13 protein-coding genes are annotated in these 17254 nt (G+C 45.6%); 9 read left to right on the top strand and 4 right to left on the bottom strand.

What is annotated here, in order from left to right; translation table 11 throughout:
• Window positions 1–20: 20 nt before the first annotated feature.
• Complete coding sequence (locus ACSF8X_RS17405) at window positions 21–830, bottom strand: SDR family NAD(P)-dependent oxidoreductase (RefSeq protein WP_500851813.1); 810 nt, start codon at window positions 828–830, stop codon at window positions 21–23.
• Between the two features lie 283 nt (window positions 831–1113).
• On the opposite strand from ACSF8X_RS17405, the gene ACSF8X_RS17410 reads away from it, so the two are divergent.
• The 3 genes from ACSF8X_RS17410 (at window position 1114) to ACSF8X_RS17420 (ending at window position 5846) form a co-directional block, all read left to right on the top strand.
• Window positions 1114–1653, top strand: a complete 540-nt coding sequence (locus ACSF8X_RS17410; protein ID WP_500851814.1) for a redoxin domain-containing protein — start codon at window positions 1114–1116, stop codon at window positions 1651–1653.
• Between the two features lie 408 nt (window positions 1654–2061).
• Window positions 2062–3693, top strand: a complete 1632-nt coding sequence (locus ACSF8X_RS17415) for a methyl-accepting chemotaxis protein (RefSeq protein ID WP_500851815.1) — start codon at window positions 2062–2064, stop codon at window positions 3691–3693.
• 521 nt (window positions 3694–4214) lie between these two features.
• On the top strand, window positions 4215–5846 hold the full coding sequence (locus tag ACSF8X_RS17420) for a methyl-accepting chemotaxis protein (protein WP_500851816.1): 1632 nt from the start codon (window positions 4215–4217) through the stop codon (window positions 5844–5846).
• A 79-nt stretch (window positions 5847–5925) separates the two neighbouring features.
• Here the strand turns inward: ACSF8X_RS17420 and ACSF8X_RS17425 are convergent, their stop codons facing one another.
• Together ACSF8X_RS17425 and ACSF8X_RS17430 are read right to left on the bottom strand one after the other, a co-directional pair.
• A complete protein-coding gene (locus ACSF8X_RS17425) occupies window positions 5926–6216 on the bottom strand; it encodes a putative quinol monooxygenase (RefSeq protein ID WP_500851817.1) in 291 nt (96 codons plus the stop codon).
• 171 nt (window positions 6217–6387) lie between these two features.
• Entirely contained in the window at window positions 6388–7581 is a 1194-nt protein-coding gene (locus ACSF8X_RS17430; RefSeq protein WP_500851818.1) for an MFS transporter, read from the bottom strand.
• Window positions 7582–7928: 347 nt separating this feature from the next.
• On the opposite strand from ACSF8X_RS17430, the gene ACSF8X_RS17435 reads away from it, so the two are divergent.
• From ACSF8X_RS17435 to ACSF8X_RS17460, 6 genes are all read left to right on the top strand, one after another.
• Window positions 7929–8606 carry a DUF6933 domain-containing protein gene (locus ACSF8X_RS17435; protein WP_500851819.1) on the top strand — a complete coding sequence of 226 codons (678 nt, stop codon included), beginning with the start codon at window positions 7929–7931 and terminating at the stop codon, window positions 8604–8606.
• Window positions 8607–8647: 41 nt separating this feature from the next.
• Entirely contained in the window at window positions 8648–9529 is an 882-nt protein-coding gene (locus ACSF8X_RS17440; protein ID WP_047879891.1) for a LysR family transcriptional regulator, read from the top strand.
• Window positions 9530–9757: 228 nt separating this feature from the next.
• Window positions 9758–10618 (top strand): glutathione-dependent disulfide-bond oxidoreductase, encoded by an 861-nt coding sequence (yghU, locus tag ACSF8X_RS17445; protein WP_500851820.1) that lies wholly within the window; start codon window positions 9758–9760, stop codon window positions 10616–10618.
• 395 nt (window positions 10619–11013) lie between these two features.
• A complete protein-coding gene (gene cspE, locus ACSF8X_RS17450; protein ID WP_047879893.1) occupies window positions 11014–11226 on the top strand; it encodes a transcription antiterminator/RNA stability regulator CspE in 213 nt (70 codons plus the stop codon).
• A gap of 424 nt (window positions 11227–11650) precedes the next feature.
• Window positions 11651–12766 carry a sugar ABC transporter substrate-binding protein gene (locus ACSF8X_RS17455; RefSeq protein WP_047879894.1) on the top strand — a complete coding sequence of 372 codons (1116 nt, stop codon included), beginning with the start codon at window positions 11651–11653 and terminating at the stop codon, window positions 12764–12766.
• 74 nt (window positions 12767–12840) lie between these two features.
• Window positions 12841–14715 carry a GGDEF domain-containing protein gene (locus ACSF8X_RS17460; RefSeq protein ID WP_500851821.1) on the top strand — a complete coding sequence of 625 codons (1875 nt, stop codon included), beginning with the start codon at window positions 12841–12843 and terminating at the stop codon, window positions 14713–14715.
• A 45-nt stretch (window positions 14716–14760) separates the two neighbouring features.
• On the opposite strand, the gene ACSF8X_RS17465 is transcribed toward ACSF8X_RS17460, so the two are convergent.
• The gene (locus ACSF8X_RS17465; protein ID WP_500851822.1) at window positions 14761–17244 is read right to left on the bottom strand and encodes a leucine-rich repeat domain-containing protein; all 2484 of its coding nucleotides are present in this window, start codon (window positions 17242–17244) and stop codon (window positions 14761–14763) included.
• Between the last annotated feature and the right edge of the window lie 10 nt (window positions 17245–17254).

Genomic DNA, 17254 nt, shown 5'->3' on the forward strand with positions numbered 1-17254 from the left:
CAACGTACAAAGCTGGGTTGTTAGTTAATTAATGAGTCCAACTTTGCTTCTATTGCACTTACCACTTCCAATGCCTTGCGATCATCCAGAGCATCAGCATGGGGATCGCCAAATTGACCGATGTCGTTGTCAAAGTATTTGCCACCGGCATCGGCAAACTCGTCTGAAAGTGCGGCTCTGACTAGAATGTCCGCACCATCCTTGATATCCCCGCCTGCAATGCCAAAGGCATCTTTGACCATTTTGCTGCCCAGCAATGATTTAGGATTAACGGCAACGACCATCGGCCCATGTTGTTTTAGAGCCTCACCCATGAGTCGAGACCACATTGTTAATGCCAGTTTGCTTTGAGCGTAGGCATCGCCGTCAGCCATTGGTTGAAAATGGCTCAGAGCCTTCAGATCGACACTGGCTTGTGCGGCAGACGAAAGGTTGATAACTCTGCCGCCTTCGCCGAGTAAGGGTAACAGTTCACGGGTTAGCAAAAATGGGGCGTAGGTATTAACAGCAAAGCGGCTATCCAAGCCGTCATTGGTACGGGGAGCGGGGATATTGAATATACCAGCATTATTGATTAGAACATCAATTGTCCCGAAGCGTTGGGTTATCTCCTTGATCATGTTATTGACATCTTGTAACCGGGAGAGATCTGCGACAATGGTTTCAATTTGGCCGCTATTGCCTATGGCTGATAACGCTTTTTCGACGTCGGCAAGCTTCGTTGGATTACGGCCATGCAGAATAACCAGATGCCCATCGCTGACAAGTTGTTTTGCTGTTTCGAGTCCGATGCCATCTGTAGCACCTGTGATAAGAATAGTTTTGGGCATGATATGTTCCTTAGTGGTTTTCTGTCATCACTCTGTTGCGCATAGGTATTAGTCTAGGCAAAAGTTAGCCATATCTGTCTCTATTTTCCCGTAATGAATTATTAATTCTCAGTATATTAAGTTCATATGGGGAGAAGGTCGAAGAGAAACTGTTTCAATGAAACCTTGAGAATTGAAAGAGGCGGACGTTATGTATGGCTCGGGGATGACTTGAACAGTGGCAAAGCGCCGTCCACACTCATAGATTGATATCTTGTTAGGTGATCATTATGAGGGAGTGATTATGGCAGTCTCAGCAAAGTTAAAGGCGGGTGACAGTTTCCCAACCATTGAGGCAACTTTGCTTGATGGTAATAAGGTGAGATTAGGCCAACCGCAAGGGGAGGTGACATGGCAGGCTGTTTTTGTTTACCGAGGGAAGCATTGTCCGCTTTGTACAGCGTATCTTAATGAACTGGAAGGTTACAGGCAGGCATTTTCTGATGCAGGGGTTGATATCTTGGCGGTTTCAGGTGATGCCAAAGAGCAACTGGAAGTACACCTAGAAAACTTGAACATTTCATTTCCTATCGCTTATGGATTGACAGAAGCACAAATGAAAAGTTTGGGGCTGTATATTTCCTTGCCACGTTCTGAGCAAGAAACGGATCATAATTTCTCTGAGCCGGGATTGTTTGTGATCAATGAGCATGGAAATTTACATGTGGTGGATATTTCGAATAATCCTTTTGTCCGCCCTGAGCTTGGAGCGCTGTCCAGAGGATTAGCCTGGATTCGCAATCCGGATAATAATTATCCTATTCGCGGTACGCTTGATTATTAATGAGTGTATTTTACCCGGTTGTTTAGTACCTATTACGATTAGTGATAGGTACACTTAGTTGAGAAAACTGCATAGTTAAACGTTTTTATGATCTTTGGATAAATGGATATTTGACGCATATGAGTAAAGTTGGAAATGAAATATTTATTTCATAGCCAATTTATAGGAAAAATTCTTATTTTATCCAATCTCCCGTGTCGATTTTGACTCAAAATAGCGTAATGAGAGCAATCGAGTGAAACATTTTGATACAAATTGGTATTATCTTGAAAAAACAATGCTATTATCGATAGGTTAATCACAAGATTTTTGCTTGAAAAATAATCAGCAATCTTAGTGAGAAAGCGTTTATTGCATTTTAATAATATGACTTCTTCTGCCAAGCCATATTTAAACGGAGCTTGATTCATGCGTTTTAATAACCTTTCTGTTGGTAAAAAGATAGGTGTCGGGTTTGCGATTGTCTTTTTTTCTGTTGTCGCTATGGGCATTTTTCTTGTTTCTGAAGTTACAAAGTTGAAAGAGAGTATATTGGTTTTTACTGATGCAACTTTGCCAAGCATTGTATTGGTAAAAGACATGCAGTTGGACTCCGAACATATACGTCGGCAACAGTTTTTTTTGGTCTCTAACGTAAATAATTCAAATATTGTTCAGTCATTGAATGATTACGCGGAACAACTGGGAGATATGGCCAAGAAAGTCAAAGAATACCAAGATAGTGTTTGGGAAGAAGAGGATCGTCGTTTTTCTTCTGCTGTGACGAAAGCATGGCAAAATTATTCGTCAGATCAAAGTGAGTTTATAACGGCGATAAAAAATAAAAATATAACGAAAGCAAATGCGATGGTTGTTAATAGCCTTGATAGTTTTAATAGCTTAATTAAATCGCTGGATAGTTTGCTTGAATTAAATCAGTCTTATGTTCACTCGGATCGTAAATTGGTTCTAGAGCAGGTCTATCAAACCTATATGCTGACGATCGGAGGTATTGTCGCCATTATGCTCTTTACGATTTTTATTACGACACGAATTACCCGTCAGATTTGTATTCCTCTTAATAAAGCGAAGGATATGGCTGAGCGCATTGCGATGGGGGATTTGACATCTGAGTTGGATCGCAGCTTGTTAGGTCGTGATGAACTGGGACAGCTCTCATTGGCATGTATTGGGATGCAAGATAAGTTAAGGGACTTGTTGCACGAAATTTCAAGTGCTGCAACTCAGTTAGGGGCTGCAATTGAAGAGGTAAGTACGGTTTCCGAGCAAACGTCACAAGGTATGAAGCAGCAGCAAGATGATATTATTACCATTGCTACTGCGATGAATCAGATGCAGGCAACCGTGAATGATGTTGCAGCTAATACAGAAGAAGCATCGAATTCAGCTAGCGCAGTGACGGATAGTGCTGTTCAGGGCGGTAATAATATTCGCCAGAATATTGATAGCATCCAGACTGTGGCTAAGGTGGTTGCCGATACAGAGAGTATTGTGACTTTGCTGGAGAAAGATTCAGCGAGTATCGGGATGGTCGTGGATGTGATTAATAGCATTGCAGAGCAGACGAACCTGTTGGCATTGAATGCGGCTATTGAAGCAGCCCGAGCTGGTGAGCAAGGCCGAGGTTTTGCCGTTGTTGCTGATGAGGTAAGAACTTTAGCGGGTAGAACACAGGCATCCACAACAGAAATAACATCGATTATTGAGCAGCTTCAGGCGCGTGCAGTAAAAGCTGGCGACGCAACAAGGCATAGTAGTCAGTTGATTAATGACTGCGTCTGTCAGTCAGAAGAAACTGGCAAGAATATTACTGAAATTGAAGAAGAAGTTCGTCAGATGGCGTCGATGAACATTCAAATTGCCAGTGCATGTAGTGAACAAAACTCTGTTACTGAGGACTTAGGCAGGAATGTTGAAAATATTAGCCTAGCATCTTCACAGATAGCATCAGGAGCAGATCAAACCGCTCAGGCTTGTGTCGAATTAAGTCAATTGGCGACAAACTTACAGGATAATGTTGGTCGATTCCGTTTGGTTTAAGTGTACTGATTGAAAATGAATGGACACCAGCTTCGAAAGAGGCTGGTGTTTTTTTATGGGAACTTAAATTTCATTTTCAGTATCACTTTAATGTTTTGTTATTTATATCTATATGGTTTTCATATGACTGTTACATGCTAATGGCAGCCGAGATAGATAGAAAATTGAATAAAAAGTGAAGAAATACCCGATATAACCTAAAAATTATTCATGGTGGAATAATTTACACATGGTTATTTTAAATATGAAAAAAAGAATTCTTAAATAGGATTATAAAAAGTAGGAATATTTCCCATAAGATTGAGATTGCGTCATGATTATCTCAAAATGCGTGTTTTTATCTAAAATTGAGGACGTAAAGCGACACGTTATTGAATTTTCTTAAATGGGTAATTTGATTATTGCTACCTACATCACGAATGGGATGTTTGATAATTGAACAAGTACAAGCAAAAAATAGCATATGGCTCATTTTCTAGAATCTGACTGAAACAAAGTCATTGATTAACGGAGTTGAACTGATGCTTTTTAAGAACCTTTCGGTCGGTAAGAAGATCGGCACCGGGTTCGCGATTATCTTTATCGCAGTGATTGTCTTGGGTGCATTTCTGATATCAGAAGTAACAATGTTTAAAAATAGTGCGCTCGCACTCACCGATAAAACGCTGCCAAGTATCTTTCTGGTGAAGGACATGCAAAAAGACTCGGAGCATATCCGACGAGAGCAGTTTTTTCTTGTTGCCAACATTGATAATAAAAGTGTCGATAAGGTACTGAGTAATTATGAGGTTATGCTTCAGGAAATGGAGCAGAAATTAGCAAGGTACAAAGATAGCCTATGGGACGAAGAAGATGGAAGGTTGTTTGCTGATGTGAATACCGCATGGCAAATGTACTTGGCTTCTCAGAATGATTTCATCTCGGCGGTGAGGGCGAAAAATAGTGTCGAGGCGAACTCCTTGGCGATGGGGAGTTACCGCGGTTTTAAAATGCTGAATGACTCGTTAGAGAAATTATTAAAATTGAATGAGTCGCAGACGCAAGCCGATCGCCAATCGGTGCTGGATCGTGTTGCTCAGGCTTACCTTCTGACGAGCAGTGGCGTTATCGTTATTATGATCTTTATTATTGTCATGACAGTCTTTTTGACCCGTCAGATTTGTACCCCCCTTCGGGCAACGATCAATATGGCAGAACGCATTGCCAAAGGGGATTTGACCTCTGAGTTGGATCACAGCTCCCTTGGGCATGATGAGCTAGGACAGCTTTCTCTTGCCTGCGCCGGTATGCAGGATAGATTGCGAACGCTACTGCAGGAAATATCCAGAGCCGTCACCCAATTGAGTGCTGCGATTGAAGAGATGAGCTCAGTTTCAGAGCAGACGTCGCAGGGAATGAGGCAGCAGCAAGACGACATTACCATGATAGCTACTGCGATGAATCAGATGCAGTCAACGGTCAATGATGTCGCGGCCAATACCGAGCATGCATCCCATTCGGCCAATGCCGTAACGGAGAGTGCGGCTAAGGGGGGCGGTAATATTCGCCATAATATCGAGAATATCCAAAGTGTGGCTAAGGTGGTTTCTGATACCGAAACAATCGTGGCACTGCTTGAGAAAGACTCGGCCAGTATCGGTATGGTGGTGGATGTGATTAACAGCATTGCCGAGCAAACAAATTTGTTGGCGCTGAACGCGGCAATAGAGGCGGCGCGTGCTGGGGAGCAAGGTCGCGGATTTGCCGTAGTTGCCGATGAAGTCAGAACGCTGGCAGGTCGAACACAGGCTTCAACAACGGAAATCACCACGATTATAGAGCAGCTGCAAACTCGAGCAGGGAAAGCGGGTGAGGCGACAAGGCAGAGCAGCCAGCTGATTAATGCGTGCGTTGGTCAATCCCAGGAAACTGGACAAAATATCGCTGAAATTGAAGAAGAAGTGCGGCAGATGGCGTCGATGAACATTCAGATTGCCAGCGCTTGTAGCGAACAGAACTCGGTGACCGAAGAGCTGGGACGAAATGTTGAAAATATCAGTCTTTCGTCGTCACAAGTTGCGTCAGGTGCTGAGCAGACTGCGCGTGCTTGTGTGGAGCTGAGTCAGTTGGCCGCAAATCTACAGGACAACGTTGCCCATTTCCGCTTGGCATGATTGCGCATTAGGCTTCCCCTATAACATGTTCTTTTTAGGCTGGTGTTATAGGGGGAGATGCGAGACTGTACCTGAAATACTAGTTAATTGGGGTCATTTCATTGACGACAAAGCTCTCGACTGCACCGTCGGTGGCTTGCAGATACTCAGCCAGATGCTGATTGTTCATGTGAGCCTGCCAGAGTTCGCGTGAGGCCCAGTTTTCGTAAAATAGGAAGTGTGCTGGGTTTTCGTTGTCTTGATGGAGGTCGTAGTTGATACAACCGGCTTCTGCACGGGTGATTTCGATAAGTTTGAGGAGTTCGCTTTTGACGAGCTCGATACTGTCATTTTTTGCGATAATGTTGGCGACAATGGTCAATTGGGTCATGGTATTTTCCTTTAAGTAAATACAGAATAAGTACCTTGAAGTCAGAGTTCTTCGTTGTTGGATGATTGCACTTGGATATAACCCAGTGTAGATGACTATGGTTGATGATCCTGAAAAACCCACCCGAGGCCATTATGGCCTCGGGTGGGTTTATTGATATTAGAGCGATAGTTAGAATGAAGCTGCTTGGTTGCCTAATTGGCGTTGCTGTATACGGTCGAGCCTTCCGCTAAAGCCGGTTAGTCCAAGGGCAATGAGTACCACAACGGCTCCGACCCAAGGGGTTTGCATTACTCCGGCTTCGGCGACGATGTGACCACCACTCCATGATCCCAGAGCGATGCCAACGTTGAAGGCTGCGATATTAAGCCCCGAAGCGACATCAATAGCATCCGGGGTATATTTCTCCGCTAGGCTGACAACATATACCTGTAGCCCTGGCACGTTGCCGAATGCAAAAGCACCCCATACCAAGATCGTCAGTACTGCTGTTATCGGATTGTGTGCCGTTACCGTAAAGGCGAGTAGAACCATCGCCAATCCGGAAAAAATGATTTTCAGTGCTTTGACCGGCCCCATTTTGTCGGCCATCTTTCCTCCCCAGATATTGCCGACGGCAACAGACACACCATATACCAGCATAATGAGGCCGATGGCATTGGCGCTAAACCCTGATATATCTTGCAAAATAGGTGCAAGGAAGGTGAAGGCAGTAAATGTGCCACCATAACCCAATGCGGTTATTGCATACACCAGCAGGAGTCTGGGCTGGGTGAGTACCTTAAGCTGTGCCGACAGTTTCGTTGCTGGTGGCTGTTTTAGATTTTTCGGCACGAGGAAGGCACTGCCAATCAAGGCAATGAGCCCCAGTAGCGCGACAACCAAGAAGGTGGCTTGCCAGCCAAATGTTTGGCCGATGTATGTTCCAAGAGGCACGCCTGTCACCAATGCCACGGTTAAGCCGGTGAACATAATCGCAATGGCGCTTGCAGCCTTGTCTTTGGCGACGAGTCCGGTGGCGATGGTTGCCCCGATGGAAAAGAAGACACCGTGTGCCAGTCCGGTCAGGATCCGTGCCGCGATCAATGTGCTGTAGTCTGGCGCCTGCCAGGCCAAAAGGTTACCCGCGACAAACAGAGCCATTACGGCCAGTAGGACATTTTTTCGTTTCCAGTTCCCTGTTAATGCTGTCAGTACCGGAGCCCCGATGGCGACACCGAGAGCGTAGAGGCTGACAAGCAAGCCTGCGGATGGTAGCGATACGTTTAGATCCGCTGCCATGGTGGGTATGAGCCCGACAATGACAAATTCTGTCGTGCCGATGGCAAAGGCACTGAGTGTCAGAGCGAGTAGTGCTAGTGGCATAGTTTTAAGCCCTCAAGATAATGAGTGCAGGGCATACAGCCGAGTGAGGCGCCCTGCGGAATGGGCGCATTATTGGAGATATTGCTTTTGCGAAAAACAGCGTTATTGGCAAATGACTTTTGTCAAAAATGACAGTTAAGCGCGTGCGGGGCAGTTTCTAGGAAAGAGTGCATTTAATCGCCTTTTTAAGCAGAGTTTTGCCGTCACGCCGGGGGCTTTTATGCAGATCGAATTATCTGAGGATCGTTGATCACACCTAAGTTGTTTTAAGTTTCAGGATTTAGACAACATGAGGGAATATATAACTATGAGTCGAAATAGCACTGAAGCGGAAAAAGGATGTTTCCATGTTGATATTCAATTGCACAAAAGCGGCGGCGGAATTTTTTAGCAAGATGCGCAAAGGCGTTAAAACAGGCCCCATTCAGCCAACCCCTGATGAACCATTGATAGGGCGTGTCGGTTGCCTTGACTCTGCCTGGTTGGTTCATGTTGTGCGTGTCTACCGTAAGCCAACTGTCATTGCGATGCATATAGAGACCCGTTACTGCATGTTTTTTAACGGCGTGCGAAAAGGAGACTCAGATGCATTCATCAATATGCTTCTAGAGAGGCTGATTAATAATATGCAGCGCCTTGGTGAGGCTGTGTCTGTGATGGATGACTCGACGCTTAATCCGATGGCTGACACATTCTTGCAATCTCACAGGGAGTGTCATTTTTATCTTCGTGGTGATCGGCGTACTCAAGGCAATCTTAACGAGGCGGTTTGGATGTACAAGTATCATTTGATGGAGATGGGCGATATTCCTCAAGGCGGCGAGCATGCGGCAATGCTCGATACCTTGATCAACCATCAATTACGTAAAGCATATCTGGGCAAAGACTATATTTTCCCAGATGAAGAGATGGTTGTGAGGTGGCTAGGTGACTATTGTCGGGTATCGGAGACGATGCAGAGTCAAGTTAGGCAGCGTTTTCGTTACTTGCGCAGAGAGGCTTATGATGAACAAGTTATGCATTGATTGATGGGTAGATATGGTTGGTTGCTTGAAGGGGTCAAAGTATGTTGACTCGATCTGATGATTTGTCGATTTTGCTGACGGTGGTTGATACTGGCGGTTTTTCTGCGGCCGCGCATGCTCTGGACATTCAGGTGGCCAAGGTTTCGCGGGCGGTAAGTCGAGTTGAGGCCCAATTGGGGGTGTCAATTTTAAATCGGACAACTCGACGGGTTGGATTAACGGAAGAGGGGCGTCAGTTTGTCGATGCCGTGCGGGATGGCCTGGCGCTTATTGAGAAGGCAGAAGAAGATCTGACATCCCACGGTGAGCGACCCAAAGGGCGTTTACGGGTGGATGCGGCAAGTCCGTTTGTTCTGCACCAGTTGGTTCCGTTGGTTCAGCCTTTTAAAGCGGCTTATCCGGATATTGAGCTGGAATTGACCTCGAATGAAGGCTTTGTGGATTTGTTGGAGAAAAGAACCGATGTGGCTATTCGTATTGGGCGGTTAACAGATTCGACCTTGCATGCGCGTCCGCTAGGCAAAAGTCAGCTCTATATTGTGGCGTCACCTGATTACTTGGCTAAGAACGGCTTTCCCGCTCTACCCGTTGATTTGAACCAACATCAGCTGGTGGGATTTACGGAACCCAAGATCCTCAATGACTGGCCATTGCAGGGAATGGGAACGATAACTCCAGCGTTGGTATCGAGCAATGGCGAAACGGTACGGCAATTGGTTCTCGCCGGAAATGGTATTGCTTGTTTGTCTGGTTTTATGGTGAAGCGGGATATTGAAGCTGGGCGTTTAGTGGCGCTGTTCGAATCGGAGAAACAAACTGATACTGGGCGTGAACTGGTTAATGCCGTTTATTATAAATCATCGGCAGTATCTAGGCGGATATCTGCTTTTATCGATTTTGCACAATCCAGACTGACGTTGTAGCGGTTGCCTAAGTAACCTCCGTTGCTGGTAGAACGACATATATTGAGGGACACCCTAGTCGCTATAGCGCTCTCGGTTATACCAAGGATGGAAGGGGTTATTATTATGGATTATCAGGCATAAATCTTTGGATGGTTTTGCTAAAAATATCCGTTTGTGCCTTTGCTAATATGATGCAACATTTGGGTCGAGCCACGCCGACAGGCAATCACGAGAAGGATGATCAATATGGGTAGTGAATATGTACCGCCAAGTGTTTGGACGATGAACCCTGATATGGGTGGAGCATGGGCTAGCATCAACCGGCCCGAAGCCGGGGCGCGTTATGAAAAGGCATTGCCTGTGGGGCAACACCCGTTGCAGTTGTATTCGATGGGAACGCCAAATGGCCAAAAAGTCACAATTATGCTTGAGGAATTGTTGGCGCTGGGCTTGAGCGAGGCTGAATACGACGCCCATCTGATTCAAATTGGCGAGGGTGATCAGTTTTCATCTGGCTTCGTCGCGATTAACCCGAACTCAAAGATCCCAGCATTGGTCGATAACTCTCAGAGTGAACCGATTAATGTTTTTGAGTCTGGGGCTATATTGCTCTACCTGGCGGAAAAATTCGGACACTTCTTGCCTGCTGATCGCGAGCAGAAAACGATGGTGTTGAACTGGCTGTTTTGGTTGCAGGGAGCTGCGCCGTATCTTGGTGGTGGTTTTGGTCATTTCTATGCTTATGCCCCGGAAAAACTTGAATACCCGATAAACCGTTTTACGATGGAAGCTAAACGTCAGCTTGATTTGCTGGACAAGCAACTAGCACAACATACTTATATTGCCGGGGAGTCCTATACGATAGCGGATATGGCTATCTGGCCGTGGTATGGGAATTTAGTGTTAGGCCGCTTGTATGATGCCGCTGAGTTTTTGGATGTGGCAAGTTATCCGAATGTTCAACGATGGGCACAGGCGATTTCCCAGCGTCCTGCCGTTTTGCGTGGCAGGATTGTAAACCGCAGTTGGGGAGAGGAGTGGGAGCAGCTTCCTGAACGTCATAGTGCACAGGATATTGATGAGGTTTTGAGTCGTCAGCCTGACTAAGTGTGGAATGCGGGTATTTGATCGTTAGGGATGGAAGAAGCAGAGCGTAGGACGTGAAGGCTTTGCTTCTCACTTTTTTTAAATCTATTTGTTTGTTACATAAAGATTTGTGAGCAAATCACTGGCGAAGCGTATAACAAATCGCCACAAGGGCAAGACTTTCGATCTGACATAAAAAAAAACTTTACAATACCCGATACTGAGGTATTATCGACTTGCTCTGTTGTTCAGGGTTATTAATGAACCATCAAGTACAAGTAAACCCTCAGTATTCTTCACTAGTGTTGTTATTCTTTGTGTTTCCCTTAGCTTTATCGTCGCATTCAATAATTCAAGCCATCAGTGCATCGCATTATGCGATTACTTCATGAACTTAAATATATAAGGGACATCACATGTCTAACAAAACAACTGGTATCGTAAAGTGGTTTAACGAAGAGAAAGGTTTCGGTTTCATCACTCAAGACAACGGCGGTGCTGACGTATTCGTTCACTTCCGTGCAATCGCTTCTGAAGGCTTCAAGACTCTAGCTGAAGGCCAGAAAGTATCTTTCGAAGTTGAGCAAGGCCAAAAAGGCCCACAAGCTGCTAACGTAGTTAAGCTTTAATTTCGAGTTGGCGTAACTGGCTCTATGCCGGTTACGCCGATTTTCGTTTTTACCTTTCATCATATCCTACCTACTTGTAAACACCTCATTTATTGCCGCATTTCTTCTGTTCTGTCCGATATTGTTTTTCCGTCTTCTTTGTCATCGTATTCCCAGTGTTTTTTGCAACATAATACGTCCGTTGTTATCACAAGTGATTGTTAGTCGGATGAATACATATTCGTTGATTGTGTAATTATAAGCGTATTTTTGAGGCTAACATTCGTATAAATCAAGCTGTTGATAGACAATGTGTATGCTTTTGAGGGAAAATGTAGAAATAGAATATTCATCTATCGCATTTTAACCTTGGCTAACCGTGATAACGATACTACTACTCATTGCTGTGATCTTTCCAACTTGGCTTTCTGCCCAAGAAATTCAAATGTGGAGCGGGATCGAATATTCGACGGTCGCTGAAATTAAGCGTCAGTTTGAATCTGAGACTGACAACACGTTGGTGATCCGTGAGTTTGACGTTAACAACATACGGTCAGAGTTATTGCTCGCCAAGCAGACAGGGATCACTGTACCTGATGTGATTTGGGTACCATCAGATTTTTTGGGGCTGCATAGTTATTTTGACCTGTCTTCTATCCCATCTAGCTGGATCGAGAAGAAAGAGATGGAGCACAAGGCGCTCGAGTTGGTGACAGTAGACGGTGCGATTTATGGTGTGCCGTTGGGGTTGGGTAACCATCTAGTTCTTTATGTTAATACTCAATTGACGCATAACGAACAGCCAACATGGGAGAGGTTGTTGGCCGCCGCCAAACAGGGGAAAACGGAGCTTGCGATGCAGCATCCGAACATGTATTTCCTGATGGCGTTTATCTCGATGTTTTGTGAGCATCCAGAGCACTACGAGCATTTAGTTACCGATATTGATAATCATGCCTTGGCTAAGGCTCTGACGTTTTATGGTTCGTTGGTTGATAATCATGTGGTGACGAAAGATAACACCCAAGATCAAGCTCGTCAGCAGTTTATCCGTGGCGAAGTACCATACTTGATTGATGGTGACTGGGCTCTAGGGGAGCTGAAACAACATTTTGGCGATGAGCTGAAGATCCGTGCTTTGCCTACCTATAACAACCATACCATGCATTCTTTAAGTGGTGGCAAGGTTCTCGCCTTCACCAACGAGGCGATGGCGGATCCAGAAAAAAGACAGGCATTGAAAACGCTGACAGAGATTGTTCAGCAACCTACATTTATCAAAAATGTCATTATTAATCAGAATCTTATTTCCACTAACCACACAGTTAACTGGTTGTCATATGCTCAGTCGGCGACCTATTATGGTGCACTCTATAAAGAGCTGAAGCCGACATATACCATGCCAAGTACCGTGACGATGGCAGTGACATGGGAAGCGCTTATTCGGGGGTATAAACGTTACCGGGCCGGTATGCCTGCAGACAAAGCCGCTGTTTTTGTCACGCAATTTATCAAAAAACATACTGTTCAGATCGATAAGCGAAGAAATAACAAACCATGATGAGTTTGCGTAATATCTTGACCCTAATTGTCGTCTTGGGCTCCTTGTTACCAGCCTATTGGATGGGAATAAGTATGATTGAGAAACACCAGCATGATTTACTGGTGGAAAAAGAGCTTAAGCTTGCCAATTCAACCAAGGGTATCCGAGATACGGTAGAGAAAGAGCTGCTGTTCAATGCCAATCTTACCCAATGGTATTCGAAAGATCGCTTGATGGTACAGGGGATGCATAATGTCCTCTATTCAAGCGTTGTTCGCCCTAAGATCGAGGATTTTGACGAACTTTCATCCAGCATTAGTGCCGCCTATATTATTGATAGAGATTGGCAGCCAATGTACGAAATTAACGGCTCTATGTATCATCTTGAAAAGAGCAAACTACTTGCCACTGTCCGGGGGGCTCAGGATCTTTATGAAAAAGGGCTGACGTTTCATACCTCATACAATGATGAGAATCTTGTTCTAGACGGTGGTCCGAGTGGTATTGTGTTTGTCAGCCCACTATTGCCTTATACGCTAGTGCCAGAGGCTTATTATGAGCCCCAAGGGTATATTATGGTGTTGGTGTCGTATGAAGATTTGGCAAAGCTTTCCCGTCCGTTTCTCTACCAGCAAGAGTCGGTGAGTTTTCAGTACGGGAAATTGAACAAATTCGGTTATAACGCCAATCGTTTCGTGACGTATTTGACCCTGAACAAAGAGGGTTTTGCTTCGCCACTGGAACTGACCATCATTCACCGAATCTCTGACGTTGAGCGTAATAAAGAGCTGGCCCAGTCGAAAGAGCAGATGATCCGTATCATTATCGTGGCGTTGTGTGTCACGTTGATTCTGGCGATTTTGGTCACGCGTTGGCTTATCCAGCCGATTAAGGAAATTGAGAAGGTGGTACGAAGTTTCAGACGGCAGATTCGCCCTGAAATTAACCCTCATAAATATCAATTTTCTGAATTTAAGCAATTGGTTAGTTTGATTGATTCATTATGGCAGCGGGTAACCAAACAGATGGATCAGCTGGAAATTCGCAATACCGCGCTGCGCGAGGCAAATCAACAAGTACAGGATACTAACTTACAGCTGGCTGATTTTAATCAGCGTTTGGAAAACACTGTCGCAGAGCAGACCGCTGAACTCAGGGCGTCGCTTGCGCGGGAAGAGCAATACCAGTCTCGCTTGATGACATTGATTCATTTTTCCGCCGCACATACAGGGGTGAGCTACCACGATATTCCTAATGTCATTAACTCGGGCTTGGAAACATTGTTCCCGAATTATGGTATTCGATTCGGTTTTGCCAAACCTGATAGCCAAACGGTCATAACCCTGACGTCCAGTGAGGGTAATGAGTTGGGTTATTTTGATTGTGATGTACTTGCGCTGTCATGTGACGATACGATTTTATTCGAATTGCTGAAGAAATTGCTGCATGCATGGCTTGAGCTAGAAGATTTTGCCCGCAGGGACAAGTTGTCAACCTGCCTCAACCGAACAGCTTTCGATAGTGATTTTGAACATGCGAAAGCAGAAATGCAGAACAAGAGCAGTGATTTTCTTGCTGTATTGATTGTTGATATCAATGGATTGAAAACACTGAATGACAACTATGGTCACGACCGTGGGGATACGCTTATCGTGAAGAGTGCCCAGTTGATCCGGTCTGCCTTGTCAGATCGCCAATATCTGTATCGAATTGGTGGTGATGAGTTCGCCATTGTTGCCCGTGAATGTAATCAAGCCCAGCTTCGGCAGTTGATGGCAGACTTGGCTCGTGTTCAAAACGGGCAGTGGATTGATTTGAATGATGATGAGCAATATCCACTGACGTTTTCGGTGGGCGGGGCGTCAAGCGAAACGGAGTCTCTCTCTCAGTTGATTTCCATGGCTGATAGTGACATGTATCGGAACAAACGAAAGTATTACGATATATCAGATGCCGCTATCCTATAAAAAATCCTCCCTTTTGATGGGGAGGATTTTTTTATGCGGGATTGATTATACCAACTCGTCTTCTAGGATTTCGCATTCGGGGAATGCATCGCGGAAGGCTTTTGGAGCGCGGAGCGATTCATAACCATGTTGGGTACTATAGCCGTGACGATATTCAGGGCGGCTACCTCGGCGCAGATCCAGTCGTTTGAGTTGTTTTAGCTTGAACAATACCTCTGGGAATTCATCGAAATGACAATAAGAGAGATCAAGCTCCTGCAAATGGTTCAGCTTGGCCAATGAGGCGGGTAGTGCCCGTAAAGGGTTGAAGCTGAGGTTCAGTCGCGTTACATGTGTATATTGCTCAATGTTTGTCGGTAACTTGTACAGCAGGCAGTTGTGTAAATTCAGCTCGGTGATCGCTTGTTGTTTGGGTAGCTCAGCAGGTAACCGAGTGTGCAGGCTGCTCAATTCACTGCTGGACAGATAAATTTCCGGTGCCCAATGACACTCTGTGCGTTCATTTTCACTACGGGCATTTAGCATGCGGGCAAAGCCACAGCCTTTGTGCCAATTGAGGCATTCCCCTTCAATCAGCTGCGCTATTGCCTTGTCTCGGATATCAGAATCTTCCTTATGGCTGAGTAGCCATAGCAGTCCATCACCAAAGCGGTTGAAGTACAGCAGGGAAAACGCATCGCACAGTGTTTTGCCCCAGCGTTTTTTCAACCCTTTGAGCTTTTTGAGCACCGGCCCTTCGCCGATTAGTTCGCCGTAGGTATCCGTACCACGCATTTTTCCATCGAAGAATACTTTGTCCTGTACCGCCAGTTGGAACTCGTTATTGCCAAAACCTGCAAGCAAGGCCTGAATCTGCTTGCGCAGCGATTTGTTGTCGGTTGTTTTTAGGATCAGGAATAGCGGCATTAGCATTTCATCGGTCACGCCGCCTTGTTCGAGTAGCTGAAGCGCAACCAAATGACTTGCTTCGTCAGGGGAACTCAGCATCTCCAGCATGTTTTCTTGCATAGGAGCAGCGGTGTCTTGCTGCAAGAATTTAGGGGCAGCATTGCTGAACCACTGGCTGAGGGCGCTATCGTCAATAATACAGTGCGTGTCTACATCGATAGTGGCTGTCTGTTTCGGGTTGTTCCCCAGCAGGATATGGGTGACTTTAGCATCCAGTTTCTTACTGATGCTAAAGCCCAGTTCAGCAGACTTCTCCTTTAACTCTGAAGCCTTGAAGCCGCTTTTGCCACAAAGAAATAACACCGAGTTGGCAGTCAAAGGCTGGCGGGCTATATCCGCGAGGGCGCGCTGACGTAGCCATTCTTGCGCCAGGGCCTTGAGCGGTGTGTATTTGGCTTCCATGAATGTGAGGTGGAAGCGTGCATCCAAGTCATCATTGGAGAGGTTTTTGGGCTTGTCGATGGCCATCAGCAGGTGCCAGTAGTGGCGTTTTTCCGCATTGCTCAATTCGGCGTTTTTCAGAATACCCCGCAATTTTTGCAGTTGATCGCCCCGGCTGATGTTGTTGAATATCCCCATTGTGAGTTCGATATGCTCAGGGAGGTTAATGAGATCCACAAGATTACTAACATCCTGAGGTTTGGCACTTAGCTCTATTTTCAAGGTCGTCAGTGCTGGCGCATTGGCCAGGCCACCTAGCTTGGGAGCTTTGAAAGGATTGCTCCTATCATAGGTGTGTAATTCCAATTCAAGGTGATTGAGGCTGGTGAGTTTGTCTATTTCACCCAGATCCGCAAGATTTGGGCTAAAGAGTGAGAGCCTTGTTAATTCTGGTAGCTCGGCGAGCCAATGTGGCAAGGTGTCTCCGACAAAATAGTTAAGCGTGAGCCAGTTAAGCTGCTTGCTGTATTGCAGGGCGTCAGGAAGACAGCCAGAAAGCACGGCGTAACCAAGGTTAGGTAGCGGTGAATCTAGCGTTACATTGGCGTGTAAGTGCAAATTAAGAGAGGTTACCGATGGTGGTAGTGATATGAATAGATCACGCCCGTTACCCTCTTGTGGTCGGTAAAGGTCAAAATGGGTGAGGGCCTCACTTTGGTTGATGACCAGATGGGTTAAGTGTGCCTCTGGGCGTATCCTCAGGGATGTCAGTGATTGGCTGCGGGCCGTGGATAATGTGCTGTCTTTGCCGCAATAGCATATATCCAGCTTTCGGATAGCGGGTAGGCCGGTGAGTACCTCAAAGCTTGTTGCATCAAGAATATTGGCATTGTTGACTTCTTCCAAAGCCATCAAGTGAGGGATTTGCTCGGGCGTCAATATGAGAGGCAGCCTGGAGCACGAGAGCTGTTTTAGTTTGGGAAAGCAGGAAAACAGACCGGCATCAGGAAGGCGAGCATTTTCCTCTTCGCAATAGTAATTGAGATTTAGCTCTTCTAGGTTGGGGTACTTGCATGCCAATTCCTCCCATGCTGGGTGGCTATGGGTAAGGCGGTAGTACAGCGTAGTAACGTTAGGCTGTATGCCGCTATTCAGCGGCAAGTTTTCATCTTCAAGATAGTCGGTGATTGAGTTATTCATTATTCTGTTC

Source organism: Photobacterium panuliri, assembly GCF_059920555.1.